General features: G+C 72.5%; 13 protein-coding genes. 1 reads left to right on the top strand and 12 read right to left on the bottom strand.

Features of this window, described 5'->3' with window-relative positions:
- Nucleotides 1–2: 2 nt before the first annotated feature.
- The 9 genes from ACWCPM_RS01135 to ACWCPM_RS01095 all read right to left on the bottom strand — a co-directional run bounded on the left by ACWCPM_RS01135 (nt 3) and on the right by ACWCPM_RS01095 (nt 10801).
- The gene (locus tag ACWCPM_RS01135) at nt 3–1019 is read right to left on the bottom strand and encodes a glutamate ABC transporter substrate-binding protein (RefSeq protein WP_450974010.1); all 1017 of its coding nucleotides are present in this window, start codon (nt 1017–1019) and stop codon (nt 3–5) included.
- Between the two features lie 14 nt (nt 1020–1033).
- Nucleotides 1034–2470, bottom strand: coding sequence for a hypothetical protein (locus ACWCPM_RS01130; protein ID WP_450974009.1), 1437 nt, complete (start codon nt 2468–2470; stop codon nt 1034–1036).
- A 180-nt stretch (nt 2471–2650) separates the two neighbouring features.
- Nucleotides 2651–3625, bottom strand: coding sequence for an N-acetylglucosamine kinase (locus tag ACWCPM_RS01125; protein ID WP_450974008.1), 975 nt, complete (start codon nt 3623–3625; stop codon nt 2651–2653).
- Nucleotides 3616–4884, bottom strand: coding sequence for a 6-phospho-beta-glucosidase (locus tag ACWCPM_RS01120; RefSeq protein WP_450974007.1), 1269 nt, complete (start codon nt 4882–4884; stop codon nt 3616–3618). The genes ACWCPM_RS01125 and ACWCPM_RS01120 overlap by 10 nt, the downstream gene beginning before the upstream one ends.
- Nucleotides 4885–4892: 8 nt before the next feature.
- Nucleotides 4893–5768 carry a carbohydrate ABC transporter permease gene (locus tag ACWCPM_RS01115; protein ID WP_450974006.1) on the bottom strand — a complete coding sequence of 292 codons (876 nt, stop codon included), beginning with the start codon at nt 5766–5768 and terminating at the stop codon, nt 4893–4895.
- Nucleotides 5765–6703, bottom strand: a complete 939-nt coding sequence (locus tag ACWCPM_RS01110; RefSeq protein WP_450974005.1) for a carbohydrate ABC transporter permease — start codon at nt 6701–6703, stop codon at nt 5765–5767. Before ACWCPM_RS01110 ends, ACWCPM_RS01115 begins: the two co-directional genes overlap by 4 nt.
- A 10-nt stretch (nt 6704–6713) precedes the next feature.
- Nucleotides 6714–8063: an ABC transporter substrate-binding protein gene (locus ACWCPM_RS01105; RefSeq protein WP_450974004.1), complete on the bottom strand. Its 1350-nt coding sequence runs from the start codon at nt 8061–8063 to the stop codon at nt 6714–6716.
- 52 nt (nt 8064–8115) lie between these two features.
- The gene (locus ACWCPM_RS01100; RefSeq protein WP_450974003.1) at nt 8116–9474 is read right to left on the bottom strand and encodes an ROK family transcriptional regulator; all 1359 of its coding nucleotides are present in this window, start codon (nt 9472–9474) and stop codon (nt 8116–8118) included.
- A gap of 211 nt (nt 9475–9685) precedes the next feature.
- Nucleotides 9686–10801, bottom strand: a complete 1116-nt coding sequence (locus ACWCPM_RS01095; RefSeq protein ID WP_450974094.1) for a mechanosensitive ion channel family protein — start codon at nt 10799–10801, stop codon at nt 9686–9688.
- 347 nt (nt 10802–11148) lie between these two features.
- Between ACWCPM_RS01095 and ACWCPM_RS01090 the strand changes: the two genes are divergently transcribed.
- The gene (locus tag ACWCPM_RS01090; RefSeq protein ID WP_450974002.1) at nt 11149–11685 is read left to right on the top strand and encodes an HNH endonuclease; all 537 of its coding nucleotides are present in this window, start codon (nt 11149–11151) and stop codon (nt 11683–11685) included.
- A gap of 97 nt (nt 11686–11782) precedes the next feature.
- Here the strand turns inward: ACWCPM_RS01090 and ACWCPM_RS01085 are convergent, their stop codons facing one another.
- The 3 genes from ACWCPM_RS01085 to ACWCPM_RS01075 all read right to left on the bottom strand — a co-directional run bounded on the left by ACWCPM_RS01085 (nt 11783) and on the right by ACWCPM_RS01075 (nt 14438).
- Nucleotides 11783–13144, bottom strand: coding sequence for an ABC transporter permease (locus ACWCPM_RS01085; protein WP_450974093.1), 1362 nt, complete (start codon nt 13142–13144; stop codon nt 11783–11785).
- Nucleotides 13145–13221: 77 nt separating this feature from the next.
- Nucleotides 13222–13908: an ABC transporter ATP-binding protein gene (locus tag ACWCPM_RS01080; RefSeq protein WP_450974001.1), complete on the bottom strand. Its 687-nt coding sequence runs from the start codon at nt 13906–13908 to the stop codon at nt 13222–13224.
- Nucleotides 13905–14438, bottom strand: coding sequence for a PadR family transcriptional regulator (locus ACWCPM_RS01075; RefSeq protein WP_450974000.1), 534 nt, complete (start codon nt 14436–14438; stop codon nt 13905–13907). Before ACWCPM_RS01075 ends, ACWCPM_RS01080 begins: the two co-directional genes overlap by 4 nt.
- Nucleotides 14439–14749: the final 311 nt, after the last annotated feature.

Below are 14749 nucleotides of genomic sequence, written 5' to 3'. Positions count from 1 at the left end.
GGTCATCTGTAGCGCGGCGTCGGCGGGGTCGCCGACTCCGAGTCCCTACCCAGCGTCGGGGAGAGCCACTTGTCGTACGAGGCGTTCCAGCCGCCGTCCGTGCGGTAGTCGGCCAGTATGCGGTTGACCCGGCGTACCAGATCGTCGGCGTCCTTCTTCATCGCCACGCCGTAGTACTCCGTGGTGAACCGGTCGCCCTTCAGCTCCACGGTGGGGTCCTGCGCGGCCTGGCTGGCGGCGAGCGCGCCGTCCGTCACCACCGCGTCCACCTCGCCGAGTTGGAGCCGGACCAGGCAGTCGAGCTGGTTGGGCACGGTGGTGGAGATGTCGGCGGAGGCGGGCAGCCGGCCGGACTTCCGGTCCGCCGCCAGGTTGTCGTACGCCGTCGAACCCGCCGCCGAGCAGATCCGCTTGCCGGCGAGGCTGTCGTCGTAGCCCTTGACCGTCGAGGAGTTGGGGGCGAGGACCTGCTGGCCGGTGAGGAAGTACGGGGCGGAGAAGGCGACGTCCTCCAGCCGGGAGCAGGTGATGGTCATGGTGCGCACCACCATGTCCACCTGCCCGCTCTGGATCGCGGGGATGCGCTGGTTGGTGGGGATGGCCTTGAACCGGATGCGGTCGGGGTCGCCGAGCAGCTCCTGGGCTATCCGGCGGGCCAGGTCGATGTCGAAGCCCTCCAACTCGACAGCGCCCTCGCTCGAGTTGGGGTCGCGGTAGCCCCAGCGGTAGCTGTTCTGGTCGACGCCCACCGCTAGGTGGCCGCGCCGCTTGACGGCCGCGATCGTGTCGCCCTCGACGCTCGACGGGGGCAGGCTGCGGTCCTGGGGGTTCTCGCAGGTCTCGGCCTTGGCCTGGCGGCCGTCGGCCACGCGGGAGCCGCCGACGCCGGTGCTGCCGTCCCCGACCGGCCGCGTGTGGGGCAGCAGCAGCGCGAAGGCCACCGCGAGGGCGCAGACGACCGCCATGGCGCCCACGCCGCCCCAGCCCTTCAGGCTGGCCCGCAGACGTCGTGCTTGCATCGTCACGCCCCCTTTCACCGGTACTCCGAAAGCCTGCGGCCGATGCCCAGCAACGCGCCCGCCGCGCCCAGGGCGGCGAGCACGGCCGCGCCGGCCGGCAGCCCGGTCATCGCGTTCCGGCCGCCGCCCGCCGCCCGCTCGAACTCCCGCTCCTCGTGTTCGAGGGCTGTCTCCAGGCTGCGGTCGACGCTGTCGAAGCACTCGCCGGTGGGTTCGTCGCCGGGCGCGCCGATGATCTTGCTGAGCGCCGCCTGGTAGTCGCCCGCGTCGTCGGCGTCGCGGGCCTGCCGGTGCCGCTCCTGCCACACCTCCATGCTGCTCGCGGCGGTCGCCACGGGCTGCTCGCCCGCCTGGTCGTCGGCGAGGTTCCCGGCGGCGGTGAGACCGGCGGCGAGGTCCTTCATCGACGCCTGGAAGGCCACATCGAACTTGTCCTTGAACCCGCCGCCCACCTCGACCGTCTCGGCGCCCCGGCTGACCAGTGTGAGGTTCTCGTTGCCGCGGGCCTTCAGGGAGGCGATCCGGGCGTCGTGCAGGACGTTCAGGGAGCGGACGCCGTGGTCGTAGGAGTCGTTCAGGCCGGCGCGGGCCAGGCTGTGGCCGACGACCAGCCAGAGCAGCACGACCGTCGTGGTGGCCGTGGCGGCGACCAGGCCGTGGTTGAGCACCCGGTTCGTCCGCGCGTACGCGCGGTGCTGGGCCCACGCGAGGGCGCCCAGGGCGAGCACGCCGAGGGCGATCGCCGCCCAGGGGTACGGCGTCGCGTGCGCGTAGTCGCCGCGCAGCCGCTCGTTCTCCGACGTGTAGAGGTCCTCGGCCGCGGGGAGCATCTCGGTCTGCATCGTGTCGTTGGCGTACCGCAGGTAGGCGCCGCCGAGCGGATACCCCTGGCGATTGTTGGCCCGGGCGCGCTCGACGAGGCCCTTGTACTCCGGCAGGAGCCGGTTGAGCTTCGCGATCGTCTCCGCCGAACGGGAGTTCGGCTCGGAGCTGTTGGCGGCCAGGACGAGCTTCTCCGCCGCCGTGCGGATGTCGTTCTCGTAGCGGTCGCGGGACGCCTGCGTCTCCTGGCCGCCGGCCAGGAAGCCGCTGGACGCGGCCGTGTTGGCGTCGGCCAGGGAGCGGTAGATGTCGGCCGCGGCGGAGCTGAGGGGCTGGCTCTTGTTCAGCACGTCGTCGGCGGCGGCCGCACGGGCGGTGGCCTGCCAGGCCGAGACGGCGCCGAAGGCGACGACCAGCAGGGCGAGAAGCGCGCCGATGATGCGCAGCCGGCCCGGCTCGGTGGTCGCGGCGGCGCGCAGCCGGTCCACGCCCTCCGCGAAGGCCGTACGGCGGGGCGGGGCGACGGCGGGTGCGGGGCGTGCGGGGGAGGACTGCCGCGGCACCGCGGGCGGCGGTGAGGGCGCGCCCGACGCCGGTGGCGCCGCGCTGCTCCTGGGCGGTTGTGTCACTGCTGACCTCCCCCGTGGTCATCCGTCGCCGCAAGTATCGCTGCCGGGACCGACAATCCGCACCGGCCTTGCGTGGATCTTGGACGATCGCGCTTCCCGCAGCACCCCCTGCCCATGAATACGCGGGTGGAATCGGTTCGGTTCCCGTGGATTCGGTTGACACCGCGCCCCCCGCGCGCCTCAGTCGTCGAAGTGGGCCCGCACCCGCTCCCGCGCCCCGTCCGCCACCACCCCCAGCCGGTCCAGGCCCAGCAGCGCCGCGCCCAGGACCGGACTCGCGGTCACCACCCGGGGCACCGCCTTCGGAGCCCGCGCCGCCAGCAGTTCGCGGATCCCGTCGACGAGTCGGGGGTGCCGGGCCGCCAGCACACTGCCCCCCAGCAGGACCGGCGTCTCCTCGTCCAGCAGGTCCAGCCGGGTCAGGGCGACCGTCGCCATGCTCACGACCTCCTCGGCCAGCCGGTCGACGAGGGCGCCGGCGGCCGCGTCGCCCTCGGCGGCCGTGGCGAACACGACCGGCGCCAGCTCGTGCCGCCGGCCGGGCGGCACCCGCTCCAGGTGCAGTGCCTCGATCAGCGCGTACATGGAGTCGAGCCCGAAGTGGGCGGGCAGGGTCCGCGCCAGCTCCGTCGGCCTACCGCGCCCGTCCTCCGCGCGAGCCGCGAGGAACAGCGCCTCCTCCGCCAGCCCCCAACCCCCGCCCCAGTCCCCGGAGACCCGTCCGATCGCCGGGAACCGCGCGGTGCGCCCGTCGGGCCGCATGCCGACGCAGTTGATGCCCGCCCCGCAGACCACGGCGACGCCCCGCGGCTCGGTCACCCCCGCCCGCAGGATCGCGAAAGTGTCGTTGCGGACGTCGACGGTGGCCCCCCACGCGCGCGCGTGCAGGGCCTCGGTCAACTGCTCCTCCTCCACGGGGAAGTCGGCGTTGGCGAGACAGGCGGAGACATGCGTGACGGAGGTGACGCCGGCCGCGGCGAAGACCCGCTCCACGGCCTCGGCGAGGACGTCCGTCGCCGCCTCGACCCCCACCGTCGGCGGCCGGAAGCCGCCGCCCCGCGCGGTGGCGAGCACGCTCCCGTCGGCCGCCACCACCGCGACGTCCGTCTTGCTGTTGCCCGCGTCGACGGCGAGGACAGGTGCGGTCAGGCCCACGCGAGATGCTCCCGGTTGTGTGCGATCAGCTGGTCGGTGAGGGTGTCGGCGTAGGCGTACTGGCCGACGAGGGGGTGGGCGAGGAGCGTCCTGAAGACCCGCTCCCGGCCGCCGCGCAGCGCCGCGTCCAGGGCCAGGTCCTCGTACGCCGTCACGCTCGCCATCAGGCCCGCGTACAGCGGGTCCACCGTGGGGACGGGCAGCGGCCGCGGACCGCCGTGCGCGCCGACCGACGCCTGCACCTCGATCACCGCGTCGTCCGGCAGGAAGGGCAGCGTGCCCCGGTTGTAGGTGTTCACCACCTGGTGCGGGCTCCCGGCGCCGCTCAGCAGCGCCGCCGCCAGGTCCACGGCCGCCTCCGAGTAGAAGGCGCCGCCCCGCTTCGCCAGCAGCTCCGGCTTCTCGTCCAGTGCCGGATCGGCGTACATCCGCAGCAACTCCCCTTCCATGGCCGCCACTTCCTCGGCCCGGGACGGTTTGGTGCGCAGCTCTCGGACGACCTCGTCGTGCGCGTAGTAGTAGCGCAGGTAGTAGGACGGGACCACGCCCAGGCGGTCCAGCAGCTCGCGGGGCAGCCGCAGGTCGGCGGCGACCGCGTCGCCGTGCTCCGAGAGCAGCTTGGGCAGGACGTCCTCGCCTCGGGGGCCGCCCACACGGACGCCGGTCTCCCAGGTGAGGTGGTTCAGGCCCACGTGGTCGAGGTGGACGTCGGAGGCCGCGAGTCCGAGCAGTGCCGCGAACTTGCGCTGCAGCCCGATCGCGACGTTGCACAGCCCGACGGCCTTGTGCCCGGCCTGGAGCAGGGCGCGGGTCACGATGCCGACCGGGTTGGTGAAGTCGATGATCCAGGCGTCGGGGTTGGTCCGCCGTACCCGCTCGGCGATGTCGAGCACCACCGGCACCGTGCGCAGCGCCTTCGCCAGGCCGCCCGCGCCGGTCGTCTCCTGGCCGATGCAGCCGCACTCCAGCGGCCAGGTCTCGTCCTGCCGGCGGGCCGCCTGCCCGCCGACGCGCAGTTGGAGCAGCACCGCGTCGGCGCCCTCGACCCCGGCGTCCAGGTCCGAGGTCGTCACCACCCGGCCGCCGTGCCCCTGCCGGGCGAAGATCCGCCGGGCCAGGCCGCCCACCAGCTCCAGCCGGTCGGCGGCCGGGTCGACGAGCACCAGTTCCTCGAGGGGCAGGGTGTCCCTCAGACGGGCGAAACCGTCCACGAGTTCGGGGGTGTAGGTCGAACCGCCGCCGACCACGGTGAGTTTCATTCGTACAGTCAACCCTTCACTCCGGTGAGCGTGACGCCCTCGACGAACGCCTTCTGGGCGAAGAAGAACACGAGGATCACAGGGGCCATGACCAGCACGGTGGCCGCCATGGTGAGGTTCCAGTCGGTGTGGTGCGCGCCCTTGAACGACTCCAGCCCGTAGGACAGCGTCCAGGCGCCGGGGTTCTCCGAGGCGTAGATCTGGGGGCCGAAGTAGTCGTTCCACGCGTAGAAGAACTGGAAAAGGGCCACGGCGGCCACGCCCGGCTTCGCCATCGGCAGGACGACCCTCAGCAGTGTCCTCAGCTCCCCGCAGCCGTCGACGCGGGCCGCGTCCAGGTACTCGTCCGGGATCGTCGTGAGGAACTGGCGCAGCAGGAAGACGGAGAACGCGTCCCCGAACGCCATCGGGATCAGCAGCGGCCACAGCGTGCCGGAGAGATCCAGCTGCTTCGCCCAGAAGAGGTACATGGGGATGACGACGACCTGGGGCGGCAGCATCATCATCGAGATGACCAGCATCAGCGACAGGTTGCGGCCCCGGAAGCGGAACTTGGCCAGGGCGTACGCCACCGGGATCGACGACACCACGGTCAGGACCGTGCCCAGACCGGCGTAGAGGAGGGTGTTGCGCCACCAGGTCAGGAAGCCCGGCGTGTCGAACACCCGCTGGTAGTTGCCCCATTCCCAGGTGTCCGGGATCAGATCGCGGCTCAGCGCCTGGCTGTCGCTCATCAGCGAGGTCAGCAGGACGAACACGAAGGGGAGCGTGAAGAACAGGGCGGCGGCGACGCCGAGGGCGTGGACGGCGATCCATTCGAGCAGGGCCCGCCGCCGGGCCACGGGCGCGCTCGCCGGCACCGGCTTGTCGAGTACGTGGGTCATCGGTCACCTGCCTGGATGAGGCCGCCCCGGCGCCGCATCAGCAGTGCGGTGAACGCCATCGACAGGGCGAACAGGACCAAGGCCACCACGCACGCCGCTCCGTAGTCGAAGCGCTGGAAGCCGAGGTTGTAGACGAGCTGGGGGAGGGTGAGCGTCGACTTGTCCGGATAGCCGGGCTCGAACTGGGTGCCGGCGCCCTGGATGACGCCCGACGCGACCTTTCCGGCGATCAGCGGCTGCGTGTAGTACTGCATGGTCTGGATCACGCCCGTGACCACCGCGAACATCACGATGGGTGAGATGTTCGGCAGCGTCACGAACCGGAACCGCTGCCATGCCGACGCCCCGTCCAGTTCCGCCGCCTCGTACTGCTCCTTGGGCACGTCGAGCAGGGCGGCCATGAAGATGACCATCAGGTCGCCGATGCCCCACAGGGCGAGCAGGGTGAGCGCGGGCTTGGACCAGGCGGGGTCGGCGAACCAGGCGGGGGCCGGGATGCCGGCCCCCTCCAGGATCGAGTTGACCGGCCCGGTACCGGGGTTGAGCAGGAACGCGAAGGCCATGGTGGCGGCGACGGGCGGGGCGAGGTAGGGAAGGTAGAAGAGGGTGCGGAAGACGCTTGTGCCGGTCCTGATCTTCGTGATGAGCAGGCCGACGCCGAGTCCGAAGGCCACCCGGAGGGTGACCATGACCAGCACCAGCCACAGGGTGTTGCGCAGTGCCGGCCAGAACAGCGGGTAGTGCTCGAAGACGTAGGTCCAGTTCCGCGTTCCGCTCCAGGTCGGCGGCTGGAAGCCGTCGTAGCGCATGAACGAGAAGTAGAGCGTCGAGAGCAGCGGATAGGCGAAGAAGACCGAGAAGCCGATCAGCCAGGGGGACAGGAAGGCCAGCGTGCGCAGTGCTGATCTGCGGTGCTTGGCCGCCAGGGTGCTCATGGGCGCGCCGCTACTCGGCCTGGGCGATGTCCGTGTCGATCTGCTGGGCGGTCTTCGCGAGTCCCGCCTTCAGATCGGTCGCCTTGCCGCTCTCGTAGTCGTAGCCGAACTCCTGGATCGTCGTCAGGTACACACCGCCGTTGACGGAGGCCGGGGTGGTCGAGGAGGCCGGGTTCGCGGCGATGTCGAGGAAGGTCTTGAAGCGCGGGTCGTACTTCAGCTTCGGCGACTTCAGGGCGTCGAGGGTGGAGGGGACGTTGTGGATGTCGTTGGAGAAGTTCACGACCGCGTCCGTGTCGGTGGTCATGTGACGCACCAGTTCCCAGGCCGCGTTCTGCTTCTTGCTGGTGGCGGCGATGCCGGCGATGGTGCCGCTCAGGTAGCCCTTGCCGTACTCGTCGGCCTGGTCGTCGGGCACGGGCAGCGGGGCGACGCCGATCTCGAAACCGGGCTTCGCGTCCAGGGCCATGCCCAGGCGCCACTCGCCGTCGAGCTGCATGGCGACCTGGCCGGTGTGGAAGGGGTGCTTGGGGCCCCACTCGTCGCCGAGTCCGGCGCGGTACTTCTCCAGCTTGCGGTAGCCGCCGAGGGCGTCCACGAGTCGCTTCTGGAGGGTGAACGCGGCCGTGAACGCCGGGTCCTCGGCGACGTTGGACTTGCCGTCGCTGTCGAAGTACGTCGGCGAGAACTGGCCGAGGTAGTGCTCGGTGGTGGTCTCCCAGCCGTGGTAGTTCGGCATGAAGCCGAGCTGCTCGAAGGAGTCGCCCTGAGGGACGGTGAGCTTCTTCGCCACGGACTCGAACTCCGACCAGGTCTTCGGCGGGGCCTCGATGCCGGCCTTCTCGAAGGCGGTCTTGTTGTAGTAGAGCCCGTAGGCGTCACCGAGCAGCGGGACCGCGCAGCGGACGCCCTCGAACTGGGTGTACTCGTTCATCGCCTTCGGGAAGGTGGTGTCCGGGTCGATGCCCGACTTCTCGAAGAACGGGTTGAGGTCGACCAGCGCCCGCGACGCGCAGAACCTGCCGACGTTGTTGGTGGTGAAGGACGAAATCACGTCCGGGGCGTTGTCGCCGCCCGCGCGCAGGGCCTGGTTGATCTTGTCGTCGGTCATGTTGCCGACGACCTTCACGTCGATCCGGGGGTGCGCCTTCTCGAAGCCGGCGATCATCGCCTTCACCGCCGCGACCTCGGAGGGGGCGCTCCAGGCGTGCCAGAAGGTGAGGGTCGTGGCTTCGGAGGGGTCGTCGTCCGCGCCGGTGGAGGACTGGCCGGTACACGCGGTCGCGAGGAGGGCGGTGGCGGCGGTGAGGGCTATGGAGACGGTGACGCGCGTGGCTGCTTTTCGTGACTTTCCGGACATGGCGAAGCCTCCCAGGGCGGGGGACGGGAACGGGCCGGGTCGGGGGTGCTGCTCAGCGCGAGGTGTCGAAGACCTCGTCGCGGGTGGTGGCGAGGGCGCTCTCCAGGGCGCCGCGCAGGACGGGATGGTCGCGTACGTCCCCGAGCACGAGCCGGGGCCGGGCCGCGGCCAGCTCCGCCAGCTCGGCCTGCACCAGGGCGCGCAGGGTCTCGCCGCCGCAGGTGAGGGAGGTGCCGCTGAGGACGACGAGTTCGGGGTCGAGGACGGAGACGAGCGAGGCGAGACCGGTGGCGAGGCGGGTGGCGTAGGTGTGCAGGAGGCGGCGGTGGGGGTCGTCGTCGGGCCGGGGTCCGGTGTCGTGGCGGGCGGGGGCGTCGCCGCCCTCGTCCGCGGGGGCGGTGCGGCGGCCGGGCCCGGTCTCGGCCCGCCGGGTGCGGCGCCCCGCGTCGGCGTCGCCCCGGTCCGTGCCGTGCCCCGGGGCGTCGTACTCCTCGGCCGCGCGGGCCAGGAGCGCGGCGGCGGCCTCGATGTAGGGGCCGGAGGGGATGTCCGGGACACCCAGTTCGCGGGCCAGCACGGGGAGGGCCTGGGAGCCGGCCAGCTCCTGGTAGCCGCCGCTGTTGGCCTTGGTGACCTGGCGGACCAGGGGCGCGCCCGGCACGGGCAGGAAGCCGACCTCGCCGGCGCCGCCCGTCCAGCCGCGGTGCAGCCGGCCGCCGAGGACCAGGGCGGCGCCGAGGCCCCCCTCGTTCCACAGCAGCACGAAGTCGGCGTGCCCGTGGGCGGCGCCCAGGCGCTGCTCGGCGACGGCGACGAGGTTCACGTCGTTCTCGTACTCCACCGGCATCGGCAGCGCGGCGGCGAGCTCGTCCAGGAGGGTGGGGGAGTGCCAGCCCGGCAGATGCGAGGCGTAGCGCAGCCGGCCGGTGTTCGGGTCGAAGGCGCCGGGCGTGCCGATCACGAGCCGGTGGATGTCGGCCGTGCCCAGCCCCGCGGCCTTCACGGCGCCGTCGAGGGCGTCGGTGACCTGCTGGACGACGGGCCGGTCCGGCCGTCTGCCGGGGGTGGGGACCTCGTACGTGCCCACCGTGCGGCCGGTGATGTCGGCGACGGCGGCGAGGACGCGCTCCGGGGTGACGTCGAGGCCGGCGGCGTGGGCGGCGGCCGGGTTGACGGCGTAGAGCTGGGCGTTCGGCCCGGGGCGGCCCTCGCTGGTGCCGGTCACCAGCACCAGGCCGGCGGCCTCCAGCCGGGCCAGGAGCTGTGAGGCGGTGGGCTTGGACAGGCCGGTGAGCTTGCCGATCCGGGTGCGGGAGAGGGGGCCGTGCTCCAGGAGCAGGTCCAGCGCGGCACGGTCGTTCATGGCCCGCAGCACGCGGGGGGTGCCCGGGGTGCCCGCGGTTCCCGCCATGGCTTCGGCACCTGCCTTTCGACCGCTCGGCTCGGCAGCGGCCGGGACTCGCACCCGGCGCCACTGTTAGGAAGGTTTCCTGTTCGCTGGGAGGGAAACGTAGGCCGCCGTAAACCGGGCGTCAAGAGCGAACGCCCCCGGGCGACGGAGTCGTTACCTGGGGGCGTCGGGTGAACGGCGGCCGGTGCCGCCGGGCGCGAGGCGCGCGGGCCTACTTCGTCGTGCTCGTCGGCGGCGCTATCGGGGACGCGGCGGCCGCCTGCGGGGAGGCGGTGTTGGCGTACACCGACGGGGCCGCCATGCCCGCCGTCGGGTCGACCGCGCCCCCCTCCTCCTGCTGGAGGGGCAGGCCCCCGACGATGCGGATGCCCTCCTGGTCGAAACGGCGCTTGATCCGCCAGCGGAGTTCGCGCTCGATCGTCAGGGACTTGCCGGGCATGGTCTTGGCGGAGACGCGCACCACCATCGAGTCGAGCAGGACGCTGTCCAGACCGAGGATCTCGATCGGGCCCCAGAGCATCTCGTTCCAGGGGTCCTCCTTGCTCATCGCCTCCCCGACCTCGCCGAGCACGGCCTTGACGCGGTCGACGTCCTCGGAGGGACGCACGGTGACGTCCACGCCGGCCGTGGCCCAGCCCTGGGAGAGGTTGCCGACCCGCTTGACCTCACCGTTGCGGACGTACCAGATCTCGCCGTTGTCGCCGCGCAGCTTCGTCACGCGCAGGCCCACCTCGATGACCTCACCGGACGCCACGCCCGCGTCGATCGAGTCGCCGACGCCGTACTGGTCCTCCAGGATCATGAACACGCCGGAGAGGAAGTCGGTGACCAGGTTGCGCGCGCCGAAGCCGATCGCGACGCCCGCCACGCCCGCGGAGGCCAGCAGCGGCGCCAGATTGATCTGGAACGTCGACAGGATCATCAGGGCGGCCGTGCCGAGGATGAGGAAGCTCGCCACCGAGCGCAGCACCGAGCCGATGGCCTGGGAGCGCTGACGGCGGCGCTCCACGTTCACCAGCAGGCCGCCGATCGCGGTGCCGTCCACCGACTGGGCGCCGCGGTTCATGCGGTCTATCAGCTTGGTGATCGCCCGCCGCACCGCCACCCGCAGCACGGCCGCGATCACCACGATCAGCAGCACCCGCAGGCCGATCGCGAGCCAGGTCGACCAGTTCTCCTCCACCCAGCCGGCGGCGTTCGTCGCGCGCTGCTGGGCGTCCTGCACGGTGGGCAGGGAAGGCGCGGTCTCCGACGGTGACGGTGTCGGTGACGGTCCGGCGGCCAGTAGGACGGGCAAGGACGACACGGCGGGTACCTCCAGGTGCAACAACGGCCCGCCCGCCGGTACGGCGGTCAGGTCCAAGGTCACGAACAGGTCACCGGACGGGCGGAACAACCACACTATCGGGGCATCGTGCGGGGATCGTTGCGTTGTCCGGGGGAGAGACGGTGTCACCCGGGGGATGTACAGAGCAGACGAACAGCAGGTGAGGCGAACAGTTCGGCGAGGAGGGGGGAGGAGATGGTCGGGAGCCTGGGGAGGAAGCCGATGTGGTCGAAAACACTCCCAGCCCGTTACCGGGACATGGTGGCGCATCCACCAGGCATGAGGGGAGACTGACTGCAGATCGTCCCGGCGCGAGCCACGCGCCGCCGGCGTACAAGGAGGCATCCGTGCCGCACGTCCTGGTCCTCAACGCGTCGTACGAGCCACTCGGCGTCGTACCGCTCCGCCGCGCGCTCATCCTCGTCCTCGAGAACAAGGCCGTATCTCTCGAGGAGTCCGGCGCCTTTATGCACAGCGCGACCGTCACAGTCGCCGCACCCAGCGTGGTCCGGCTCAAGCGATTCGTGCGGGTTCCCTATCGGGGGCCCGTTCCTCTCACCCGCCGGGCGCTCTTCGCGCGCGACGGGGGCCGGTGCATGTACTGCGGTGGCGTCGCAACCAGCGTCGACCACGTCATCCCGCGCAGCCGCGGGGGCAAGCACGTCTGGGACAACGTGGTGGCGTCCTGCAGACGCTGCAACCACGTGAAGGCCGACCGCCATCTCGGCGAGATCGGCTGGCGGCTGCGCCACAAACCCGCCCCGCCCACCGGCCTGGCCTGGCGCATCATCGGGACCGGCCATAGGGACCCGCGCTGGTTGCCGTACTTGCAGCCGTACGGCGCGGACGACGCCTTGGCCCGGATCGACGGCATTTCCGCCTGACGATCCGGGCTTTTGCGTGTCCTGGGGCAAGGTGCCCGTACGGGACCGGGAGGACCGGGGAGACCCCGTCCCCCCGGTCCCACGGGCGGACCCGACGTCACAGGTATCGCAGCTCGCCCGGCCGTACGGACCGGCGCAGCAGCGGCAGCGAGGTGGCCGCCGCCAGCAGGCACGCGCCGTACACCCCCGCCGGGACCAGCAGCCCCGCCCACGGCAGGGACCCGGCGCCGGCGAGCGAGGCGTACCCGCCGCCCAGGACCATGCCGCCGACCCCCGCCAGCAGCGTCGCCGGCGCGAGCGGCAGCGCCGTCTCCAGCAGCAGTGCCCGGCCCAGCACCGCCCGCGGCACCCCGGCGGCGGCCTGGGCGGCGAGTCCCCGGCGCCCGGTGGCCAGCGACTCGGCGGTGCCGACGGCGAGCGCCGCCAGCGTGATCAGCAGGCCGAGCGCGAGCGCGGCGGCGGTCAGGTCGAGGCCGGTCGTGTAGAAGGCGCGGGGCGTGGCCCCGGGCTTCCCGGTGTCCAGCACGGCCAGCAGCGCCTGCCGGACGCCGACGAACAGACCCCCGACGAGCGTCACCAGCACTACCGCGGCATGGGTGCGGGCCGCCGACCAGGGGTCGTCGCGCAGGCGCTCCGCGGCGATCAGCACCGCCGGCCGGCCGGTCCGGGCGGCGAGGAAGGCGCCCATGAGCCGGGCCGAGGCGCCGGACAGCCCGATCGCGCCCGCTCCGACGAGCAGCACGGCGAAGAGCATCGTCAGCGGCGCGTGCGCCGGCCCGAGCGGGCCGCTCCGCTCCGCGTTCAGCGCGGTGACCAGGAGTACGGCGAGTGCTCCGGCCGCGCCCAGGAACATCCGACCGGGCCGCGGAGTGGCCCGCACCCTGCGCACCCTGCCGAGCGGCGAGGCGATCACCCGGCGCAACGCCAGGGCCGCCACCAGTGCCCCCAGCGCGGGCACGGCCAGCGCGGCGAGCGCGAACCCGGCCCACACCGTCGCCGGCGGCCGGTGCCACACGCCGAGCACCACCGGGACGGAGACCACCGTCGCCGCGACCGCCGCGGCCAGGCAGGCGAGCCCCGTCTCCAGCGCCGCGATCCGCCGCACCTGCCCGGGCGCGGCCCCCGCGAGCCGCAGGGCGGCGAGCCTGCGGTCGCGCTGCACGGCACCGACCCGCGCGCACTGGCCGAGGAAGCCGAGCACCGGGATCAGCAGCAGCACCAGCGCCACGACGACTCCCGCCCGCTCGCCGGGGTGGTTCAGCAGGCCGTTGCCGACACCGACGGAGTACTGCCCCTCCAGTGCCGCGATCGTGACGGCGGCCAGCGCGAACCCGGTGGCCAGCCCCGCACCGGACGCGGTGAGCCCGATCCGCCACCACTCGCGCCGGCCGGCACCACGGGTGAGCAGCCAGGCCAGCCGCAGATCGGACCGCAGGCCGCCGACGCCTGTGGGCTTCATGCCGTTGCCTCCGGTGGTGGGCTTCCTGTCGTCGCGTTCGCCGCTGTGCCTCGTGCCGTCGCCACCGCCGGTGTGCCTCATGCCGTCACCTCCGCCGCCACGACGGTCCCGTCGCTCAGCCGGACCTCGCGATCCGCGTAGGCCGCGACCTGGGCGTCGTGCGTGATCAGGAGCACGGACGTGCCGTTCTCCCGGGCCGTGTGCGCCAGCGCCGTCATCACCTGCTCGCCGGCCAGCGAGTCCAGCGCGCCCGTGGGCTCGTCCGCGAACACCACCTTCGGTCCGGTGACCAGAGCCCGCGCCAGCGCGGCCCGCTGGGCCTGCCCGCCGCTCAGCTCGCCGGGCCGCAGCTCGCCCTGCCCGCGCGCCCCGAAGCGCTCCAGCCACTGCCTGGCCCGCTCACGGGCCTCGGCACGCCCGGTCCCGCCCAGCATCAGCGGCAGGGCCACGTTGTCGAGGACGGTCAGCTCGGGGATCAGCTGCCCGAACTGGAAGACGACCCCGAACTCCGTCCGGCGCAGCTCGCTGAGCCGCCGCTCCGGCAGCCGGTCGACGCGTTCACCGGCGTAGGACACCTCACCCCCGTCGGGCCGGACGATCCCCGCGAGGCAGTGCAGCAGCGTCGACTTCCCGCTCCCGCTGGCGCCGGTCACCGCGAGGATCTCGCCGGCGCGCAGCTCGACCGTGGCGCCTCGCAGGGCCTCGGTCCTGCCGTGCGCCTTGATCAGGTCACGTGCCGCGAGCAGCGGCTGCTGGTTGCTCATCCCGGGTCTACCTCCGCGATCAGGGTGACGAGCCGGGCCGCCGTGGTGGTCATCCAGCGGAGGTCGGCGTCGAGGTGGTTGAGGGCGTAGTCCGCGGACAGCACGGTCGAGAGGCCGGCGCCCGATCCGGTCTTGACCGCCGTGAGCTCGCGCATGCGTGCCATGTGGGCGGCTCGCTGGGCGCGCAGGTACACCGCGGGATCGCCGCCGGACAGGATCGCGACGACGACCTTGGCGAAGATCTCGTTGGTCACGAAAGGCGCGGGTGGTGTGATCTCCTCCGCCCAGCGCGTCAGTTCACCCGTCCCGTCCGCCGTGCGGCGGTAGAGCGTGCGCTCCGGGCCGCCGTCGGCGTCGGTGCCCTCGACCTCGGCCAGTCCGTCGCGGACCAGTCGCTGCAGGGTCGTGTACACCTGCCCGTATGCCAGGGGGCGGGCCTGCGGAAAGCGTTCGTCGTGCCGTCGCTTGAGGTCGTAGCCATGGCTGGGACCGGAAGCGAGCAGCCCGAGCAGGATATGGCGGGTGCTCATGGACGCCCATTATGCACTGCCTACATGTACTGAGTGAATAGTGCGGCGTGGGGCGGGCGTGGGCCGGGTGGTGCGGGGGCGGGCCGGCGGGCCGGCAGGGTGGGCGGAGGAGGACCTTCTTCGCTGTCGGGGCGTCTGGTCTCGCGCTCACTGGGTAGGGCTGCGATGACCCACTCGAACCGACGAGGAGGATCCCGTGGCCGCATCGGCACACCTTCTGCTGTCCGCCCTCTCCGACGACAGGCCCCGCCACGACGACGGGCCCCGCCACGACGACCGGACCCGCGCCGAAACGGGTGCCCGCTCCAAAC

It is taken from the genome of Streptomyces sp. NPDC002309 (assembly GCF_053593375.1).
The sequence above is the reverse complement of the archived record's forward strand: the minus strand, read 5'-3'. Positions and strand labels throughout refer to the sequence as shown.

Coding starts and splice junctions, on each gene's coding strand:
- ACWCPM_RS01135 (WP_450974010.1), bottom strand. CDS start 1,019: ATGCAAGCACGACGTCTGCGGGCCAGCCTGAAGGGCTGGGGCGGCGTG.
- ACWCPM_RS01120 (WP_450974007.1), bottom strand. CDS start 4,884: ATGAAACTCACCGTGGTCGGCGGCGGTTCGACCTACACCCCCGAACTC.
- ACWCPM_RS01115 (WP_450974006.1), bottom strand. CDS start 5,768: ATGACCCACGTACTCGACAAGCCGGTGCCGGCGAGCGCGCCCGTGGCC.
- ACWCPM_RS01110 (WP_450974005.1), bottom strand. CDS start 6,703: ATGAGCACCCTGGCGGCCAAGCACCGCAGATCAGCACTGCGCACGCTG.
- ACWCPM_RS01105 (WP_450974004.1), bottom strand. CDS start 8,063: ATGTCCGGAAAGTCACGAAAAGCAGCCACGCGCGTCACCGTCTCCATA.
- ACWCPM_RS01100 (WP_450974003.1), bottom strand. CDS start 9,474: ATGGCGGGAACCGCGGGCACCCCGGGCACCCCCCGCGTGCTGCGGGCC.
- ACWCPM_RS01085 (WP_450974093.1), bottom strand. CDS start 13,144: ATGAAGCCCACAGGCGTCGGCGGCCTGCGGTCCGATCTGCGGCTGGCC.
- ACWCPM_RS01080 (WP_450974001.1), bottom strand. CDS start 13,908: ATGAGCAACCAGCAGCCGCTGCTCGCGGCACGTGACCTGATCAAGGCG.
- ACWCPM_RS01075 (WP_450974000.1), bottom strand. CDS start 14,438: ATGAGCACCCGCCATATCCTGCTCGGGCTGCTCGCTTCCGGTCCCAGC.